The organism is Kitasatospora sp. NPDC006697, assembly GCF_042869935.1.
In the GTDB taxonomy this organism is placed as follows: Bacteria; Actinomycetota; Actinomycetes; order Streptomycetales; family Streptomycetaceae; genus Kitasatospora.
On sequence record NZ_JBIAGU010000027.1, the window covers coordinates 13,354 to 29,047 of the forward strand.

The 15,694-nt window shown below is 75.6% G+C and carries 12 protein-coding genes; 10 read left to right on the top strand and 2 right to left on the bottom strand.

Features of this window, described 5'->3' with window-relative positions; translation table 11 throughout:
- The first annotated feature begins 51 nt into the window (after positions 1-51).
- From ACFYNO_RS29985 to ACFYNO_RS30010, 6 genes are all read left to right on the top strand, one after another.
- A complete protein-coding gene (locus ACFYNO_RS29985; RefSeq protein ID WP_388019470.1) occupies positions 52-903 on the top strand; it encodes a helix-turn-helix domain-containing protein in 852 nt (283 codons plus the stop codon).
- 82 nt (positions 904-985) lie between these two features.
- Entirely contained in the window at positions 986-2,458 is a 1,473-nt protein-coding gene (rimO, locus tag ACFYNO_RS29990; RefSeq protein WP_388019473.1) for a 30S ribosomal protein S12 methylthiotransferase RimO, read from the top strand.
- Positions 2,455-3,099, top strand: a complete 645-nt coding sequence (gene pgsA / locus ACFYNO_RS29995) for a CDP-diacylglycerol--glycerol-3-phosphate 3-phosphatidyltransferase (protein WP_388019476.1) — start codon at positions 2,455-2,457, stop codon at positions 3,097-3,099. The genes rimO and pgsA overlap by 4 nt, the downstream gene beginning before the upstream one ends.
- Positions 3,096-3,599 (top strand): CinA family protein, encoded by a 504-nt coding sequence (locus ACFYNO_RS30000; RefSeq protein WP_388019479.1) that lies wholly within the window; start codon positions 3,096-3,098, stop codon positions 3,597-3,599. The genes pgsA and ACFYNO_RS30000 overlap by 4 nt, the downstream gene beginning before the upstream one ends.
- A 204-nt stretch (positions 3,600-3,803) precedes the next feature.
- Positions 3,804-4,172: a helix-turn-helix domain-containing protein gene (locus tag ACFYNO_RS30005; protein WP_388019482.1), complete on the top strand. Its 369-nt coding sequence runs from the start codon at positions 3,804-3,806 to the stop codon at positions 4,170-4,172.
- Between the two features lie 62 nt (positions 4,173-4,234).
- Positions 4,235-4,567 carry a hypothetical protein gene (locus ACFYNO_RS30010; protein WP_388019485.1) on the top strand — a complete coding sequence of 111 codons (333 nt, stop codon included), beginning with the start codon at positions 4,235-4,237 and terminating at the stop codon, positions 4,565-4,567.
- On the opposite strand, the gene ACFYNO_RS30015 is transcribed toward ACFYNO_RS30010, so the two are convergent.
- Positions 4,496-9,154, bottom strand: coding sequence for an ATP-dependent helicase (locus ACFYNO_RS30015; RefSeq protein ID WP_388019488.1), 4,659 nt, complete (start codon positions 9,152-9,154; stop codon positions 4,496-4,498). The genes ACFYNO_RS30010 and ACFYNO_RS30015 overlap by 72 nt on opposite strands.
- Before the next feature lie 192 nt (positions 9,155-9,346).
- Here ACFYNO_RS30015 and ACFYNO_RS30020 point away from each other — a divergent pair, with 192 nt between their 5' ends.
- From ACFYNO_RS30020 to ACFYNO_RS30035, 4 genes are all read left to right on the top strand, one after another.
- Positions 9,347-10,864 (top strand): S8 family serine peptidase, encoded by a 1,518-nt coding sequence (locus ACFYNO_RS30020; RefSeq protein ID WP_388019491.1) that lies wholly within the window; start codon positions 9,347-9,349, stop codon positions 10,862-10,864.
- A 31-nt stretch (positions 10,865-10,895) separates the two neighbouring features.
- Entirely contained in the window at positions 10,896-11,090 is a 195-nt protein-coding gene (locus ACFYNO_RS30025) for a DUF3046 domain-containing protein (RefSeq protein WP_388019494.1), read from the top strand.
- A 210-nt stretch (positions 11,091-11,300) separates the two neighbouring features.
- On the top strand, positions 11,301-12,422 hold the full coding sequence (gene recA, locus ACFYNO_RS30030; protein ID WP_388019497.1) for a recombinase RecA: 1,122 nt from the start codon (positions 11,301-11,303) through the stop codon (positions 12,420-12,422).
- Between the two features lie 7 nt (positions 12,423-12,429).
- A complete protein-coding gene (locus ACFYNO_RS30035) occupies positions 12,430-13,542 on the top strand; it encodes a RecX family transcriptional regulator (protein WP_388019500.1) in 1,113 nt (370 codons plus the stop codon).
- Positions 13,543-13,557: 15 nt separating this feature from the next.
- Here the strand turns inward: ACFYNO_RS30035 and ACFYNO_RS30040 are convergent, their stop codons facing one another.
- Positions 13,558-15,228 carry an FAD-dependent monooxygenase gene (locus tag ACFYNO_RS30040; protein ID WP_388019503.1) on the bottom strand — a complete coding sequence of 557 codons (1,671 nt, stop codon included), beginning with the start codon at positions 15,226-15,228 and terminating at the stop codon, positions 13,558-13,560.
- Positions 15,229-15,694 lie beyond the last annotated feature (466 nt).

A 15,694-nucleotide genomic window follows, 5' to 3' on the forward strand; every position in this document is an offset into this window, starting at 1 on the left:
ACCCCTAGACTGTTCTTCCAGCAGGTGGCCTCCGCTCGAAAGGCGTGCCCAGTGACCATCGGCAAGTCCCCGGAACGTGACAACAGCCGATCCTCCACCGCTGACACCGCGGCCGGTGCCGGTGTGCCGGATGACACCCCGTCGATCGGCCGCACCCTCGCCCAGGCCCGCCATGCCGCCGGTCTGACGGTCGATGAGGTGAGCGCCGGCACCCGGGTGCGGGTGCCGATCGTGCACGCCATCGAGGAGGACGACTTCAGCCGCTGCGGCGGCGCCTTCTACGCCCGCGGCCACCTCCGCGCGCTGGCCCGTGCGGTCGGCGCGGACGGCGAGGCCCTGGTGGCCCGCTACGACGCGATCCACGGCACCGCGCCGGTGGACATCTCGCCGGTGGCCGCGCTGGACGCCAAGCGGATCAGGGCCGACCGCGGCCGGCCGAACTGGACCGCGGCGATGCTGGTGGCGATCGTCGTGGTGATCGCGGTGATCGGCTTCAACCTGGTCGGCGGCAAGTCCGCCAAGACCGTCACCGGCTCGGCCAGCGCCCCGCTGCCCAGCGCGGTCAGCAGCGCCCCGGCCTCGCCCTCGGTCCAGCCGCCGGCCCCGGCGCCCAGCGTGGCGCCGATCGCCGCCGCGCCGGCCGACAAGGTGACCGTCAAGGTGGTCGCCGAGGGCGGCACCAGCTGGATCTCGGCGCTGGACGGCGACGGCAAGTCGCTCTTCCAGAACAACCTGGACGAGGGCAAGGACCAGACCTTCACCGATCCCAAGCAGATCAAGCTGGTGATCGGGAACGCCGCGGCCGTGCACCTGTACGTCAACGGCAAGGACCTCGGCCCGGCCGGCAAGGACGGCCAGGTGGTCCACGTCACCTACACGCCGGGCGACCCGCAGGCGGGCTAGTCCGGCCGGCTGAGACCGGGAACACCTGACGCGCGGCCTCCGGGGGAAACGGCACCGGGGGTCGCGCGTTAATCTTGGCCCTATGCCTGAACGCCGTACTGTCGCCCTTGTCACGCTCGGATGCGCCCGCAACGAGGTGGACTCCGAGGAACTCGCCGGGCGACTGGAGGCCGATGGCTGGCTGCTGGTCGACGACGCCGCCGAGGCCGATGTCGCCGTGGTCAACACCTGCGGCTTCGTCGAGGCCGCCAAGAAGGACTCGGTGGACGCCCTGCTGGAGGCCAACGACCTCAAGGGCCACGGCCGCACCCAGGCCGTGGTCGCGGTCGGCTGCATGGCCGAGCGCTACGGCAAGGAGCTGGCCGACGCCCTGCCCGAGGCCGACGGGGTCCTCGGCTTCGACGACTACACCGACATCAGCGACCGCCTGCAGACCATCCTGTCCGGCGGCCACCACGCACCGCACCTGCCGCGCGACCGCCGCAAGCTGCTCCCGCTCACCCCGGTCGAGCGCCAGGCGGCGGCCGCCGAGGTGGCGCTGCCCGGCCACGGCGCCCCGGAGGACCTGCCGGACGGCCTGGCCCCCGCCTCCGGCCCGCGCACCCTGCGCAAGCGGCTGGACGACTCCCCGGTGGCCTCGATCAAGCTGGCCTCCGGCTGCGACCGGCGCTGTTCGTTCTGCGCCATCCCGGCCTTCCGCGGCTCCTTCATCTCCCGCCGCCCCTCCGACGTGCTGAACGAGGCCGTCTGGCTGGCCGGACAGGGCGTCCGCGAGGTGGTCCTGGTCAGCGAGAACAACACCTCCTACGGCAAGGACCTGGGCGACATCCGCCTGCTGGAGACGCTGCTGAGCGAGATCGCCGCGGTGCCCGGCATCGAGCGGGTCCGGGTCAGCTACCTGCAGCCCGCCGAGATGCGGCCCGGCCTGGTCGAGGCGATGACCGGCACCGAGGGCGTGGTGCCCTACTTCGACCTCTCCTTCCAGCACTCGGCCCCGGCCGTGCTGCGCCGGATGCGCCGGTTCGGCAACACCGGGCAGTTCCTGGAGCTGCTGCGCACCATCCGCGACAAGGCCCCGCAGGCCGGCGCCCGGTCCAACTTCATCGTCGGCTTCCCCGGCGAGACCGAGGAGGACTACGCGGAGCTGGAGCGGTTCATCACCGAGGCCCGCCTGGACGCGATCGGCGTCTTCGGGTACTCGGACGAGGACGGCACCGAGGCCGCGACCTTCGAGGGCAAGCTGCCCGAGGACGTGGTGGCCGACCGGCTGGCCCGGCTCTCCAAGCTGGCCGAGGAGCTGACCGCGCAGCGCGCCGAGGAGCGGATCGGCACCGAGGTGGAGGTGCTGGTCGAGGCGCTGGAGTCCGCCGAGGAGGGGGGTGCGGTGGTCGGCCGGTCCGCCCACCAGGCGCCGGAGACCGACGGCGTCACCACGCTGCTCGGCGCCGAGGACGCCGAGGTGGGGCAGTTCTACCGCGCCCGCGTGGTGGCGGCCGAGGGTGTCGACCTGGTGGCCGAGGCCATCGAGGCCGTCCGTCCGGCGGCGGGCGCATGACCAGGGGGCCGGGCAGCCCGGCAACGGCCCGCCCGGCCCGGTCGGAGCCGGCCCCGGCGGCGGTGCCCTCGCTCTGGAACCTCGCCAACCTGCTGACCATGCTGCGGCTGGCGCTGGTGCCGGTCTTCGTGGCGCTGCTGCTGGCCGACGGCGGGCACGACCCCAAGTGGCGGGCGGTGGCCTGGGCGGCCTTCGCGATCGCCATGATCACCGACCTGTTCGACGGCGAGATCGCCCGCCGCCACGGCCTGGTCACCGACTTCGGCAAGCTGGCCGACCCGATCGCCGACAAGGCGATCATGGGCGCCGCGCTGATCGGCCTCTCCGCACTGGGCGACCTGCCGTGGTGGGTCACCGTGGTGATCCTGGCCCGCGAACTGGGCATCACCCTGATGAGGTTCTGGGTGATCCGGTACGGGGTGATCCCGGCCAGCCGCGGCGGCAAGGCCAAGACCCTGACCCAGGGGATCGCGGTCGGCATGTACGTGCTGCCGCTGACCGGCTGGCTGGCCACCGGCCGGGCGGTGCTGCTGGCGGCGGCGGTGGTGCTGACCGTCGGCTCCGGACTCGACTACGTGGGCCAGGCCGTCCGGATGCGGCGGGAGGGGCTGGCCGGGGCTCGCGCCAAGGAGGCGAAATGACCGAGTACGTGCCGCTGGCCGCGCAGGTGCACCGCGAGCTGCTCGGCCGCGGGGCCACCCTGGCGGTGGCCGAGTCACTGACCGGCGGCCTGCTGGCCGCCCAGCTGGTGGACGTTCCCGGGGCCTCCGCGACCTTCCGCGGCTCGGTCACCGCCTACGCCACCGAGCTGAAGGCCGAACTGCTCGGAGTGGACGAGGGCCTGCTGGCCGTGCACGGACCGGTGCACCCGCTGGTGGCCCGGCAGATGGCCGAGGGGGTGCGCCGGCTGCTCGGCGCCACCTACGGGCTCTCCACCACCGGGGTGGCCGGCCCGGAGCCCCAGGACGGCAGCCCGGTGGGCACGGTGCACCTGGGGTTCGCCGGTCCGGAGGGAACTCTGGCCGGATCGCCCCGGCTGTCGGGCGACCGTGCCACAATCCGACGCAGGGCCGCTCAGGGCGCACTGGAGCTCTTCCTGGCGCACACGGCGGCCGCCAGGAAGGCCGCCGGAGCCGGATGAGTCGGCTGAACAACGGCTGAACAGGCAGAATCCGGGAAACCTCTCGATACCAGGGGCGTGCCTGCGCCCGGGGCGGGAACAACAGGGGAGGGGAGAGGCTTGCAGCCCAGAGTGAACACGACCACGGTCCCCGCACACGAAGCGGGCAAGGCGGTACGGTGGGGACGTGACATCTCGATCCGCAGTCCGAGGAGGGAGCAACCGATGATCCTGCTCCGTCGCCTCTTGGGTGACGTGCTGCGTCGGCAGCGCCAGCGCCAGGGCCGCACACTTCGCGAGGTGTCGGCCGCCGCACGAGTTTCACTCGGATACCTCTCCGAGGTCGAGCGCGGGCAGAAGGAGGCCTCCTCCGAGCTGCTCTCCGCGATCTGCGACGCACTCGACGTCCGGATGTCCGAGGTCATGCGCGAGGTGAGCGACGAGCTGTCGCTGGCCGAGCTCGCCGCGATGGCCGCCCTCTCCGACGACGACCTGCTCCGTCCGGTGCTGGAGCCCGTGCAGCTCCCCGCCCCGGGTGAGCGGATGAGCACGATCACTCCGAAGGCCGCGGCCGTGGACGTCGTCGCCGCCTGACTCCGTACTTCGCTGACCTGACCGCTTGTGAGCTGCCGGGGGGCCGAGGGAAGGAGCCGGGAGTGCACCGTGCCACCGAGGGCGCGGGCCGAATAGGCTCGCGCGATCGACGCCGGCCGACGGTCACGCGCGGCCGGGCCGCCAGGCTCCGGCTGCTGGGTCCCATTGGTGTGCTGCTCTGGCTGCTGCTCGGCTACCTGCTGATACCCGGTTCCGGCCTGGGCGGCTCAGGCGTGCTGATGGCCCTGCTGACGCTGGGCGGCTGGGGGCTCGGGCTGCTGCCGGTGCACTCCGACAGCCGGGCCCGCGGTCCGGTCCGCCGCTCAGAGACGCAGCCGCAGCCCGCGCGTGGTCGGGTGGAAGCCGGCCGCCTCCAGGACGGCGCCGAGGGCTGAGCCCAGCGCCGGCTCCCCGTTCGCCCGCTCCACCGTGAGGCCGGTCAGCCGGCCCCCGCGCACCGCCTCCACCAGGGCCGCCACCGCCGCCCCCAGCGCCTGCTCGGACTCCGTCCAGCAGAGCAGCGACTTGCCGCCGCGCTCCAGGTAGAGCGCCAGTTCGCCGTCGACCAGCACCACCAGGGCACCCGCCTTGCGGCCGGGCCGGTGCGCGCCGGCCTGCTCGCCCGGCGGCTCGGGCCAGGGCAGCGCGGCGCCGTAGGCGTTGGCCGGGTCGGCCGTGGCCAGCAGCTCGGCGGTCGGGCCCGCGGTCGGTGCGGCGGTGTGCTCCGGCCAGTCGGCGGCCGCCGTGCGCTCCAGCCGGGTGTTGACCGCGCGCAGCCGGTCGGCCGCGCCGTCCAGCGCGAACTGGGCGCCGCCCAGCCCCTCCACCAGGTAGCCCCGGCGGGCCCGGCCGCGCTCCTCGAAGGCCGACAGCACCCGGTAGACGCCCGCGAAGCCGCCCGGGATCCGCTCGGCCTGCACCGTTCCCCTGGTCAGCACGCCGTGCCGGTCCAGCAGCACCTGGGCCTGGGCCGCCGCCCGGGTGGTCGGCTCGGCCGGGTCGGGCAGCAGCGACCAGCGGCCGCCCACCGTCGGGTCGGTCGGCCGGGCCGGGCTGCGGACCAGGCCGCCGTAGCGGCCGCGGGGCGCCGAGCGGGGCGCCCGGTGCGCGGTGGCGCCGGGCGTGCGGCCGGAGCCGAGCAGCGCCCGGACCGGGCCGAGGGTGTCATTGGTGACCCGGCCCGCCCAGACCAGGTCCCAGAGCGCGGAGACGATCTCCGGCTCCGGGGTGTCCTGCACCGGGGTGCAGAGCTGGCGGAAGGTCAGTCCGTAACCGCTGGAGAGCGCGTCCAGCAGGGCCTGGTGCAGCGGGGTGGGGGTGAAGGCCACGGGGTCGGGGCGGACCAGGTCGGCGGCCTCGGCCAGGTGCAGCGAGATCCAGCCGTCCTTGCCGGGCAGCGCGCCCGCGCCGACCCAGCCGATCTCGCCCTCGGCCATCAGCTTGTCCAGCAGCTCCGGGCGGTAGTCGGTGAGCCGGGAGGGCAGGATCAGCCGCTCCAGCGCGGAGGCCGGCAGCACCGCGCCCTGCAGCTGCTCGACCACCCGGAACAGCCCGTCCTCGCCGCGCAGCCGGGAGCCGCCCAGGTGCTGCCACTGCGGCAGGAAGGCCGCGAGCGCCCGCGGCGGCACCGCCTCGACCTCCTGGCGCAGCGCGGCCAGCGAGCGGCGGCGCAGCCGGCGCAGCACCTCGGCATCGCACCACTCCGGCTCGCCGGTGCCGCCCGCCTCGACCGGGCGGAACTCGCCGTGCACCAGCCGGCCGGCGGCCGTCAGCCGCTGCAGGGTGCCCGCCGCCACCGCCGTGCCCAGGCCGAACCGGGCGGCGGCCTGCTGGGCGGTGAACGGGCCGTTGGTCCGGGCGAACCGGGCCAGCAGGTCGCCGAGCGGGTCCTTGACCGGCTCGGTGAAGGCCTCCGGCACGCCCACCGGGAGCGGGGCGCCGAGCGCGTCGGCCAGCCGCCCGGCGTCCTCGATCGCGGCCCAGCGCTGCTCGCCGGCGATCTTCACCCGGATGGCCCGGCGGGTGGCCCGCAGCTCCTCGGGCCAGGCCGGCTCGGCGCCGCGCTCGGCCAGCTCGGCGGCGCTCAGCGGGCCGAGCAGGCGCAGCGCGTCGGCCACTCCCTCGACGTCCTTGATCCGGCGGTCCGGGGTGAGCCGCTGCAGCTCGGCCTCCAGCTCGGCCAGCACCGCCGGGTCGATCAGCTCGCGCAGCTCGGCCTGGCCCAGCAGCTCGGCGAGCAGCCGGGAGTCCAGGGCGAGCGCGGCGGCCCGGCGCTCGGCCAGCGGGGAGTCGCCCTCGTAGAGGTACTGGGCGACGTAGCCGAAGAGCAGCGAGCGGGCGAACGGGGAGGGCTCGGGGGTGGTGACCTCGACCAGCCGGACGGCGCGGGATTCCAGGTCGCGCATCAGCTCGACCAGGCCGGGCAGGTCGAAGACGTCCTGCAGGCACTCCCGGACCGCCTCCAGCACGATCGGGAAGGAGCCGAACTCGCCGGCCACCTCCAGCAGCTGGGCGGCCCGCTGGCGCTGCTGCCAGAGCGGGGTGCGCTTGCCGGGGCTGCGGCGGGGCAGCAGCAGGGCGCGGCCGGCGCACTCGCGGAACCGGGAGGCGAACAGCGCCGAGCCGCCGACCTGGTCGGTGACCAGCTGCTCGACCTCGCCCGGGTCGAAGAGCACCGCGTCGGCGCCGACCGGCGCCTCGTCAGGTGGCGGGGAGTCAGCTGAGGGGCCACCAAAATCGAAGTCAGAAGCCAGGAGGTCCATGTCCGGCAGCCGGAGCACGATCCCGTCGTCACCGTGCATCACCTGCGGGTCCAGCCCGTGCCGTTCGCGCAGCCGGGCGCCCAGGGCCAGAGCCCAGGGGGCGTGCACCTGGGCGCCGAACGGGGAGTGCACCACGATCCGCCAGTCGCCCAGCTCGTCGCGGAAGCGCTCGACCACGATGGTGCGGTCGTCGGGCAGGTGGCCGGCCGACTCGCGCTGCTCGGCCAGGTAGCCGAGCAGGTTGCCGGCCGCCCACTCGTCCAGCCCCGCGTCCAGCAGGCGCTGCCTGGCCTGCGACTCCGGCAGGCCGCCGAGCTCGCGGACGAAGGCGCCGAGCGCCCGGCCCAGCTCCAGCGGGCGGCCCAGCGAGTCGCCCTTCCAGAACGGCAGCCGGCCCGGCACGCCCGGAGCCGGGGTGACCAGCACCTTGTCGTGGGTGATCTCCTGGATCCGCCAGGAGGAGGTGCCCAGGGTGAAGACGTCGCCGACCCGGGACTCGTAGACCATCTCCTCGTCGAGCTCCCCGACCCGGCCGCCGCCCTTCTTCGCCGTCTTCGCATCGGATGCGGTGGCGCCGGCGATGAAGACGCCGAACAGGCCGCGGTCCGGGATGGTGCCGCCGGAGGTGACGGCCAGCCGCTGGGCGCCGGGGCGGCCGGTCACCGTGCCGGCCACCCGGTCCCAGACCAGCCGGGGGCGCAGCTCGGCGAAGGCGTCCGAGGGGTAGCGGCCGGCCAGCATGTCCAGCACCGAGTCGAAGGCGGACTGCGGCAGGGCGGCGAACGGGGCGGCCCGGCGGACCAGGGCGAGCAGGTCGTCCACCGCCCAGGTGTCCAGCGCGGTGATCGCCACCAGCTGCTGGGCCAGCACGTCCAGCGGGTTGCGCGGGACCCGCAGCGCCTCGATCCGCCCGGCCCGCATCCGCTCGGTGACCACCGCGGACTGCACCAGGTCGCCGCGGTACTTGGGGAAGACCACGCCGGTGGAGACCGCGCCGACCTGGTGGCCGGCCCGCCCGACCCGTTGCAGGCCGGAGGCGACCGAAGGAGGCGACTCCACCTGCACCACCAGGTCGACCGCGCCCATGTCGATGCCCAGCTCCAGGCTGGAGGTGGCGACCACGGCGGGCAGCCGGCCGGCCTTCAGCTCCTCCTCGACCAGGGCGCGCTGCTCCTTGGAGACCGAGCCGTGGTGCGCCCGGGCCAGCACCGGCGGGGCGCCCTTGGCGGCGCCGGAGCCGCCCATCAGCTCGGCGGGGGAGTGCTGCTCGTCCAGCTGGGCGCCGGTGGCCCGCTCGTGGGCGATCTCGTTCAGCCGGTTGCACAGGCGCTCGGCGAGCCGGCGGGAGTTGGCGAAGACGATGGTCGAGCGGTGCGCCTGGACCAGGTCGACGATCCGCTCCTCGACGTGCGGCCAGATGCTGGCCTTCGCCTGCTCCGAGCCCTCGGTGGCCGGGGCGGGGGAGAGCTCGCCCAGGTCGGCGACCGGGACCACGACCGAGAGGTCGAACTTCTTCGCAGAGGGCGGCTGGACGATCTCCGCGCCGCGCTGCGGGGAGAGGAATCGCGCGACCTCCTCGACCGGGCGCACGGTGGCGGACAGGCCGATCCGGCGGGCCGGGCGCTCCAGCAGCTCGTCCAGCCGCTCCAGGCTGAGCGCCAGGTGGGCGCCGCGCTTGGTGCCGGCCACGGCGTGCACCTCGTCCAGGATCACCGTGTCGATGCCGCGCAGGGCGTCCCGGGAGGCGGAGGTGAGCAGCAGGAAGAGCGACTCGGGGGTGGTGATCAGGATGTCCGGCGGGTGGGTCTGGAACTTGCGGCGGTCGGCGGCGGGGGTGTCGCCCGACCGGATGCCGACCTGCACCTCGGGCTCCGGCAGGCCGAGCCGGACGGCGGCCTGGCGCAGTCCGGCCAGCGGGGCCCGCAGGTTGCGCTCGACGTCGACCGCGAGTGCCTTCAGCGGCGAGATGTAGAGCACCCGCAGGCGGCGGCGCGGCTCGGCCGGGGGCGGGGTGCTGCTGAGCCGGTCCAGCGCGGCCAGGAAGGCGGCCAGCGTCTTGCCGGAGCCGGTGGGGGCGACCACCAGGACGTCGGACTGCCGGCCGATCGCGGCCCAGGCGCCGGCCTGGGCGGCGGTGGGCCGGTCGAAGGCGGCCTCGAACCAGGCCCGGGTGGCCGGGGCGAAGCCGGCCAGGGGATCGGTGGGGTGCGGGTCCGCCATGGCTCCATGGTGCCGGGCGGCACCGACAACCGGCGGCAGGGTCCGGGGCGGGTCTGCGTCCGGATGGCGGTGAGAGGGGGTCGATAAAAGGGCAAATGGGATATTCCGCTCATATGGTGAGGCTCTGGTGTGACTGCGCGATGAGTGGCTGCGCGATGAGTCCAGGGCCCGGACCAGGAGCGGAGGACGGCGATGCCCGAGGTGCGGTTGGTCTCCCGGCACCGGCGCCGCTCCCTGGTGCTGCGCAGCGCGCCGGTGGTGCTCGCGGTGGTGCTGGTGCTGGCCGGGGCGCTGCCCTACATGGCCGACGCCCAGCGCTCCTACCTCAGCTACCTGGTGCTGGCCGACCGGGCCGACGCCGAGGGCAGCGCCACCGCCGAGGCGGCGGTGCGGGAGCTCGGCGGGCAGCCGGTGCAGTCCTATCCGCAGATCGGCGCGGTGCTCGCCTACTCCGCCGTCGACGGCTTCGCGGCCCGGCTGCGGGCCCGGCCCGGGATCGCCGCCGCCGGGGCCACCCGGACCGCCGCCGTGCCGGGGCCGCCCGGCGCGCTGGCCGGTGCCGGGGACTTCCGCCGGTCGGGCTCCGACGCGGTGGCCGGCGCCACCGCGGACACCACGCCGACCGTGCCGGACCCCGGCGAGCGCGGCGACTGGAGCCTGGCGATGATCGGCGACGACCCGGTGAGCCAGGGCCCGGGCCTGCTCGCGGTGCCCGCCGGCGGCCCGATGGCGGCCGGCCCGGACCGGCGCGGCGCGGCACTGCGCCGGGTGCTGGTCGCGGTGCTGGACTCCGGGGTCGACGACACCCACCCCGACCTGCGGGACGCGGTCAGCCCCGCCGACTCGGTCTCCTGTGCGGACGGCCGTCCGGACGCCAGGTCCGGCTCCTGGCGCCCGGACGCCGGGGTGCCGGAGAGCGGCCACGGCACCCACGTGGCCGGGCTGATCGGCGCGGCCCGGGACGGCCACGGGGTGGTCGGGGTGGCGCCCGGGGTGCGGATCGCGGCGGTGCGGCTGCTCGGCCCGCTCGGGCAGTACTACCCGGAGAACATCGTCTGCGGCATGCTCTGGGCGGCCGACCGCGGCGCGGTGGCGATCAACAACAGCTACTTCGCCGACCCGTGGAAGTACAACTGCCCGGAGGATCCGGACCAGGGGGCGATGGTGCAGGCGGTCGGCCGGGCCGTGGCCTACGCCGAGCGCACCGCGCTGGTGGTCACCTCGGCGGGCAACGACGCGCAGGACCTGACCGCCGACCGGACCGACCAGCGCAGCCCCAACGACCGGCTCTCCGGCCCCGCGCAGAGCCGCCGGCTCGGACCGGAGTGCATCCGGCTGCCCGGCGAACTGCCCGGGGTGGTCTCGGTCGCCGCGGTGACCCGCAACGGGACCCTGGCCGGCTACTCCAACTACGGCGACGGCCGGATCACCCTGGCCGCGCCCGGCGGCGACCCGGACGGCGGGCCCGACCAGGCGATCGTCTCGGACTGGCCGGGCGGGCGGTACGCCGCGCTGGCCGGCACCTCGATGAGCGCGGCCGAGGTGACCGGCGCGGCCGCCGTGGCCGCCGCCCTGCACCCGGGCTGGGGCCCGGACCGGCTGCGTGGCCTGCTGGCCGACCGGGCCGCCGCCAACTGCCCGGTCGGCCCGGGCCTCTGCGCCGACCACGGCGGCTACGGGGCGGGCGTGCTCTCGGTGCCGCGCCCGTAGCGGGCCGGGCGGCTCCTGGATACTGGGAGCCATGAGGCTGACCGAGTTCTGGCGACGGATGGACGAGCACTTCGGCACGGTGTACGCGGAGTCGTTCGCCCGCGACCACGTGATGAGCGAGCTCGGCGGCCGCACGGTGGACGAGGCGCTGGCGGCGGGCTGGGAGGCCAAGGACGTCTGGCGGGTGGTCTGCCAGGTGATGGGGGTCCCGGCGGGCCTGCGCTGAGGCGCGCCCGCAACGGCATCGGCGCCAGACCGGCACGGCGGTCTGATGATCCGCTCGGGGCTGTGCGAAACTTAAATCGAACTGGTGTTCCTGGCGCGGTTCCGGCGGTGAGTTTTCCACAGGCCGAAGCCGTTCGGGGCCGATTGTCGGTGGGACGCGCTAGCGTCGAGGACGATGAAGCGCACAGCACAGAACCCGAGGGTGGAAGCAATGGCAGGAACCGATCGCGAGAAGGCCCTGGAGACCGCGCTCGCCCAGATCGAGCGGCAGTTCGGCAAGGGCTCGGTGATGCGTCTGGGCGACCAGGCCCGCACTCCGATCGACGTGATCCCGACCGGGTCCACCGCGCTGGACGTGGCGCTCGGCGTGGGCGGCCTGCCCCGTGGCCGGGTGATCGAGATCTACGGCCCGGAGTCCTCCGGCAAGACCACGCTGACCCTGCACGCCGCGGCCAGCGCGCAGAAGCTCGGCGGCACCGTGGCCTTCGTCGACGCGGAGCACGCGCTCGACCCGGAGTACGCCCGCAAGCTCGGCGTCGACACCGACGCCCTGCTGGTCTCCCAGCCGGACACCGGTGAGCAGGCGCTGGAGATCACCGACATGCTGATCCGCTCCGGCGCGATCGACCTGATCATCATCGACTCGGTGGCCGCGCTGGTGCCGCGCGCCGAGATCGAGGGCGAGATGGGCGACTCGCACGTGGGTCTGCAGGCCCGCCTGATGAGCCAGGCGCTGCGCAAGATCGCCGGTGCGCTGAACCAGGCCAACACCACCGCGATCTTCATCAACCAGCTGCGCGAGAAGATCGGCGTGATGTTCGGCTCCCCGGAGACCACCACCGGTGGCCGGGCGCTCAAGTTCTACGCCTCGGTCCGGCTGGACATCCGCCGGATCGAGACCCTGAAGGACGGCACCGAGGCGGTCGGCAACCGCACCCGGGTCAAGGTGGTCAAGAACAAGGTGGCCGCGCCGTTCAAGCAGGCCGAGTTCGACATCCTCTACGGCCACGGCATCAGCTGGGAGGGCGGCCTGATCGACATGGGCGTCGAGCACGGCATCGTCCGCAAGGCCGGCGCCTGGTACACCTACGAGGGCGACCAGCTGGGCCAGGGCAAGGAGAACGCCCGCAACTTCCTGCGCGACAACCCGGCGCTGGCCGAGGAGATCGAGCACAAGATCAAGGTCAAGCTCGGCATCATCGCCGACCCGGAGGCCCCGGCCGAGGGTGCGGCGGTTCCGGCGGCGAGCGCCGAGGGCGCGGCCGAGGCGGCCGCCAAGCCGGTCACCGCGACCAAGACCGCGGCCAAGAAGGCGGCGGCGGCCAAGGCCTGATCGAGCGATGCGCAGCGAGCGGGGTCCGGGCGAGGGGGCGCGCCCGGACTGGTCGGAGTGGGAGGTCGACGCCAAGGGCGAGGAAGAGGGGGATCGCCCCGACTGGGTGATCGACGGCCCCCGGGCCGACGCGGGCGCGCCCGCGGTGAGCCGGCCGCGGCCGGAGGGCCGCCCGCAGTCGGAGGAGGAGCCGCCGAGGCGGCGGCGAGCGGCCGGTGCGGCGCAGGCCGGGCCGGCGGTGCGGCCGATCGGGGAGTGGGCGCCGGCGGAGCGCGGCGGCCGGGGCGGCCGACGGGCGGCACCGGTGGCGCCGGTGCGGGCGCCCGCACCGGCGGAGTCGCCGTGGGGGGCGGAACCGGCGGCCGAACCGCCGGCGGTCCGGCGGCGGCCCGCGCGGCGCGCCGAGCCGGTGGCCGAGCCGGTCGTGGAGCGGACGGCGGAGCCGGAGCCCACGCCGACGGATGACCGAACGGCCGGGGACTGGACGACCGAGGACTGGGTGGCCGAGGCGGAGGCCGAGCTGGCCGCCGACAGCGCGCGCTCCCGGCGGCGGCGCGGCCGGCGGGCGGCGGGGGACGGCGAGCCCCGGGAGCAGCGGCCGACGGCGGAGACCGATCCGGCGACCAGGGCGCGGGAGATCTGCCTGCGCCTGCTGACCGGCACCGCGCGCACCCGCAAGCAGCTGGCCGACGCGCTCCGCAAGCGGGAGATCCCGGAGGAGGTCGCCGAGGAGGTGCTCTCCCGGTTCGAGGAAGTCGGCCTGATCGACGACACCGCCTTCGCGGCCGCCTGGGTGGAGTCCCGGCACGCCGGCCGCGGCCTGGCTCGCCGCGCGCTCGCCCGCGAGCTGCGCAACCGCGGGGTGGCCGGCGCGGTGGTCGAGGAGGCCGTGGCGCAGCTCGACCCGGAGGACGAGGCGGTGGCCGCCCGCGCACTGGTGGACCGGAAGCTGCGCGGCACGGCCGGCCTGGACCGCCAGGTCAGGATCCGCCGCCTGGTGGGCGTGCTGGCCCGGCGCGGCTACCCCGAGGGGCTGGCCTTCCGCGTGGTGCGCGACGCGCTGGAGGCGGAGGGTGAGAGCACGGAGGAGCTGGAGCAGTGGTCCCCCGAGGATGACTGACGGACCGTCAACCGCTCAGGCCGACCGCTCCGCACCCGCCAGCGCCTCCGGCCCGCCGTGGACGCGCTCGGCCAGCGCGTGCAGGTCCTCGGCCTGGGCGCCGTGGACCACGCCGACCAGGTGGCCGTCCGGACGGATCAGCAGCACCGAGTGCGGGCCCGCCTCGGGGTAGTGCTCGGTGACCAGCACCTCCGCCGGCACCGGCAGGGCCGCCGCCACCTCGGCCAGCCGGGGCATCAGCCCGGCGCCGAGCCAGCGCTCGGCCGACCAGACCGCCGTCCCGGGCGCCACCAGCAGCAGCAGGAACGCCGCGCCCAGCCGGGCGTAGAGCCGGTCCTGCGTGCCCTCCGTGGTCAGCACCGGCACGTCCGCCACCAGCACCCCCGGCGCGGTGGCCGGCAGGCTCTCGGTGAGCGCCGTCCCGCGCCCCGCACCGCGCTGCACCGGCACCCCGGAGGGCGCCGCCGGGTAGGCGGGCGCCCCGCCGAACTGCCCGGTGCCCAGCAGCCCGTCCGCCAGTAGCGGCGCGTGCTTGCGGAAGGAGCCGGTGAGCAGCGAGCGCCGGGTCTGCTGCCACCCGCGCAGCGGCCGCAGCAGCGGCATCGACTGGTCCACCGCCCGCAGCCGGGCCCCCACCGCGGCCCGGCGCTCCGCCTCGTAGCCGTCCAGCAGCGTGCCGCCCCGCCGGGCGCCGCCGGTGCGCAGGTGCCAGGCGACCGCCAGCCGCCAGGCCAGGTTGTCCACGTCGCGCAGCCCGTCCGCCAGGTTCTGCATGCCCAGCGCCCCGTGCAGGTGCGCCGCGTCGCCGGCCAGGAAGCACCGCCCGTCGCGGAACCGGGCCGCCAGCCGCTGCTGCGCGGTGTGGTCGGCGGCCGCCAGCAGCTCGTACCGGGGCAGTTCGCCGCACCAGCCGGTCAGCGTGGCCTTGACCCGGGTGACCAGGGTGTCCCCGGTGACCACCCCCGGCCAGGTGGCGTGCGGGTCCACCGGCTCGGTGGGCTCGGGCCGGCCCGGCGGCAGCCGCCAGTCCAGCCGCCAGAGCCCGTCCGGCAGCGGCCGCGCCGAGGCCTCCCGGTCGCCGCGCCAGGGCGGCTCGCGGTGCACCCGGGCCTCGCCGGGGAAGGGCAGGTCCACCCGTACGGTGGCGATCGCGTGCCGGTCCACCGCCGGCCGCCCCGGGAACCGGATGCCGAGCAGCTTGCGCACCGCCGAGCGGGCGCCGTCGCAGCCCACCAGGTGGCTGGCCCGCCACCAGGTGTCGGTGCCTTCCTGCGGGTGGCGGCTGCGCACGCTCACCCCGTCGCCGTCCTGGTTGATCTCCTCCACCCGGGCGTGCGGCACCAGCTGCACCAGCGGCGAGGCGGCGGCCGCGTCCCGCAGGCCGCGCTGCAGACGGTGCTGGGAGAGGTGCAGCACCGGGTGCGCGGCCAGGTCGAGGGCCAGCACCTCCTGGCGCCGCCGCCAGACGGTCAGCCGCTCCCAGCGGGCCGCGTCCGAGGTCGCCCGCGGGTAGCCGAGCCGCTCCAGGAAGGCCGCGGTCTCCGCGCCGAGCACGGCGCTGCGCGGCCCCTCCGGGTAGACGCCGCCGCCCTGGTCCAGCACGAGGCTCGGCACCTCCTGCCGGGCCAGCGCCAGCGCCATCGCCAGCCCGACCGGACCGGCACCGACCACGATCACCGGGTCCACGGACGACCTCCGCGGCACGGCTCGGACGGGGGCGGCGGGGAACCGGCGGCGGGGGCGGTGGAGCAGGGCCCGGGTGGCGTCACGAAGAGCAATGCAACAGATCACCTCGGTGCCCGTCAAGCAGCACCCGGTGTGCGCCGGTTCGAGCCGCGGGCACCCGTGCGAACCGGTCGCTCGAACGGGCGCGGCGGGAGCCTTCGCACGGAGCGCACCCGGAGCATCCGCACGGCACGGGCGGAGCTGGGGACCCGGGGGCTGTAGCCGGCGGAGCTCGCAGCCCCCGGTCGGTTCGACCCTAGGCGGAGCGCTCACTGCCGGTCACCGCATCTGAGCAGAACTTGAGGATCACGAATGGGGCACGCGTGCCGGACCCCGGCTCGCCGGGGCTGGTCCGCGCGGCCGGGCGTGGGGGAGGATGAGCGCTCGGCCGGCCCCGTGCGGGGTGCCGGACCCCCAGAGCGGAAAG

What these genes read in the sequence shown, in the direction of transcription:
- ACFYNO_RS30000 (WP_388019479.1), top strand. Translation starts at nt 3,096, where the DNA reads ATGACCGAGTACGTGCCGCTGGCCGCGCAGGTGCACCGCGAGCTGCTC.
- ACFYNO_RS30015 (WP_388019488.1), bottom strand. Translation starts at nt 9,154, where the DNA reads ATGGCGGACCCGCACCCCACCGATCCCCTGGCCGGCTTCGCCCCGGCC.
- ACFYNO_RS30005 (WP_388019482.1), top strand. Translation starts at nt 3,804, where the DNA reads ATGATCCTGCTCCGTCGCCTCTTGGGTGACGTGCTGCGTCGGCAGCGC.
- pgsA (WP_388019476.1), top strand. Translation starts at nt 2,455, where the DNA reads ATGACCAGGGGGCCGGGCAGCCCGGCAACGGCCCGCCCGGCCCGGTCG.
- recA (WP_388019497.1), top strand. Translation starts at nt 11,301, where the DNA reads ATGGCAGGAACCGATCGCGAGAAGGCCCTGGAGACCGCGCTCGCCCAG.
- rimO (WP_388019473.1), top strand. Translation starts at nt 986, where the DNA reads ATGCCTGAACGCCGTACTGTCGCCCTTGTCACGCTCGGATGCGCCCGC.
- ACFYNO_RS30025 (WP_388019494.1), top strand. Translation starts at nt 10,896, where the DNA reads ATGAGGCTGACCGAGTTCTGGCGACGGATGGACGAGCACTTCGGCACG.
- ACFYNO_RS30020 (WP_388019491.1), top strand. Translation starts at nt 9,347, where the DNA reads ATGCCCGAGGTGCGGTTGGTCTCCCGGCACCGGCGCCGCTCCCTGGTG.
- ACFYNO_RS30035 (WP_388019500.1), top strand. Translation starts at nt 12,430, where the DNA reads ATGCGCAGCGAGCGGGGTCCGGGCGAGGGGGCGCGCCCGGACTGGTCG.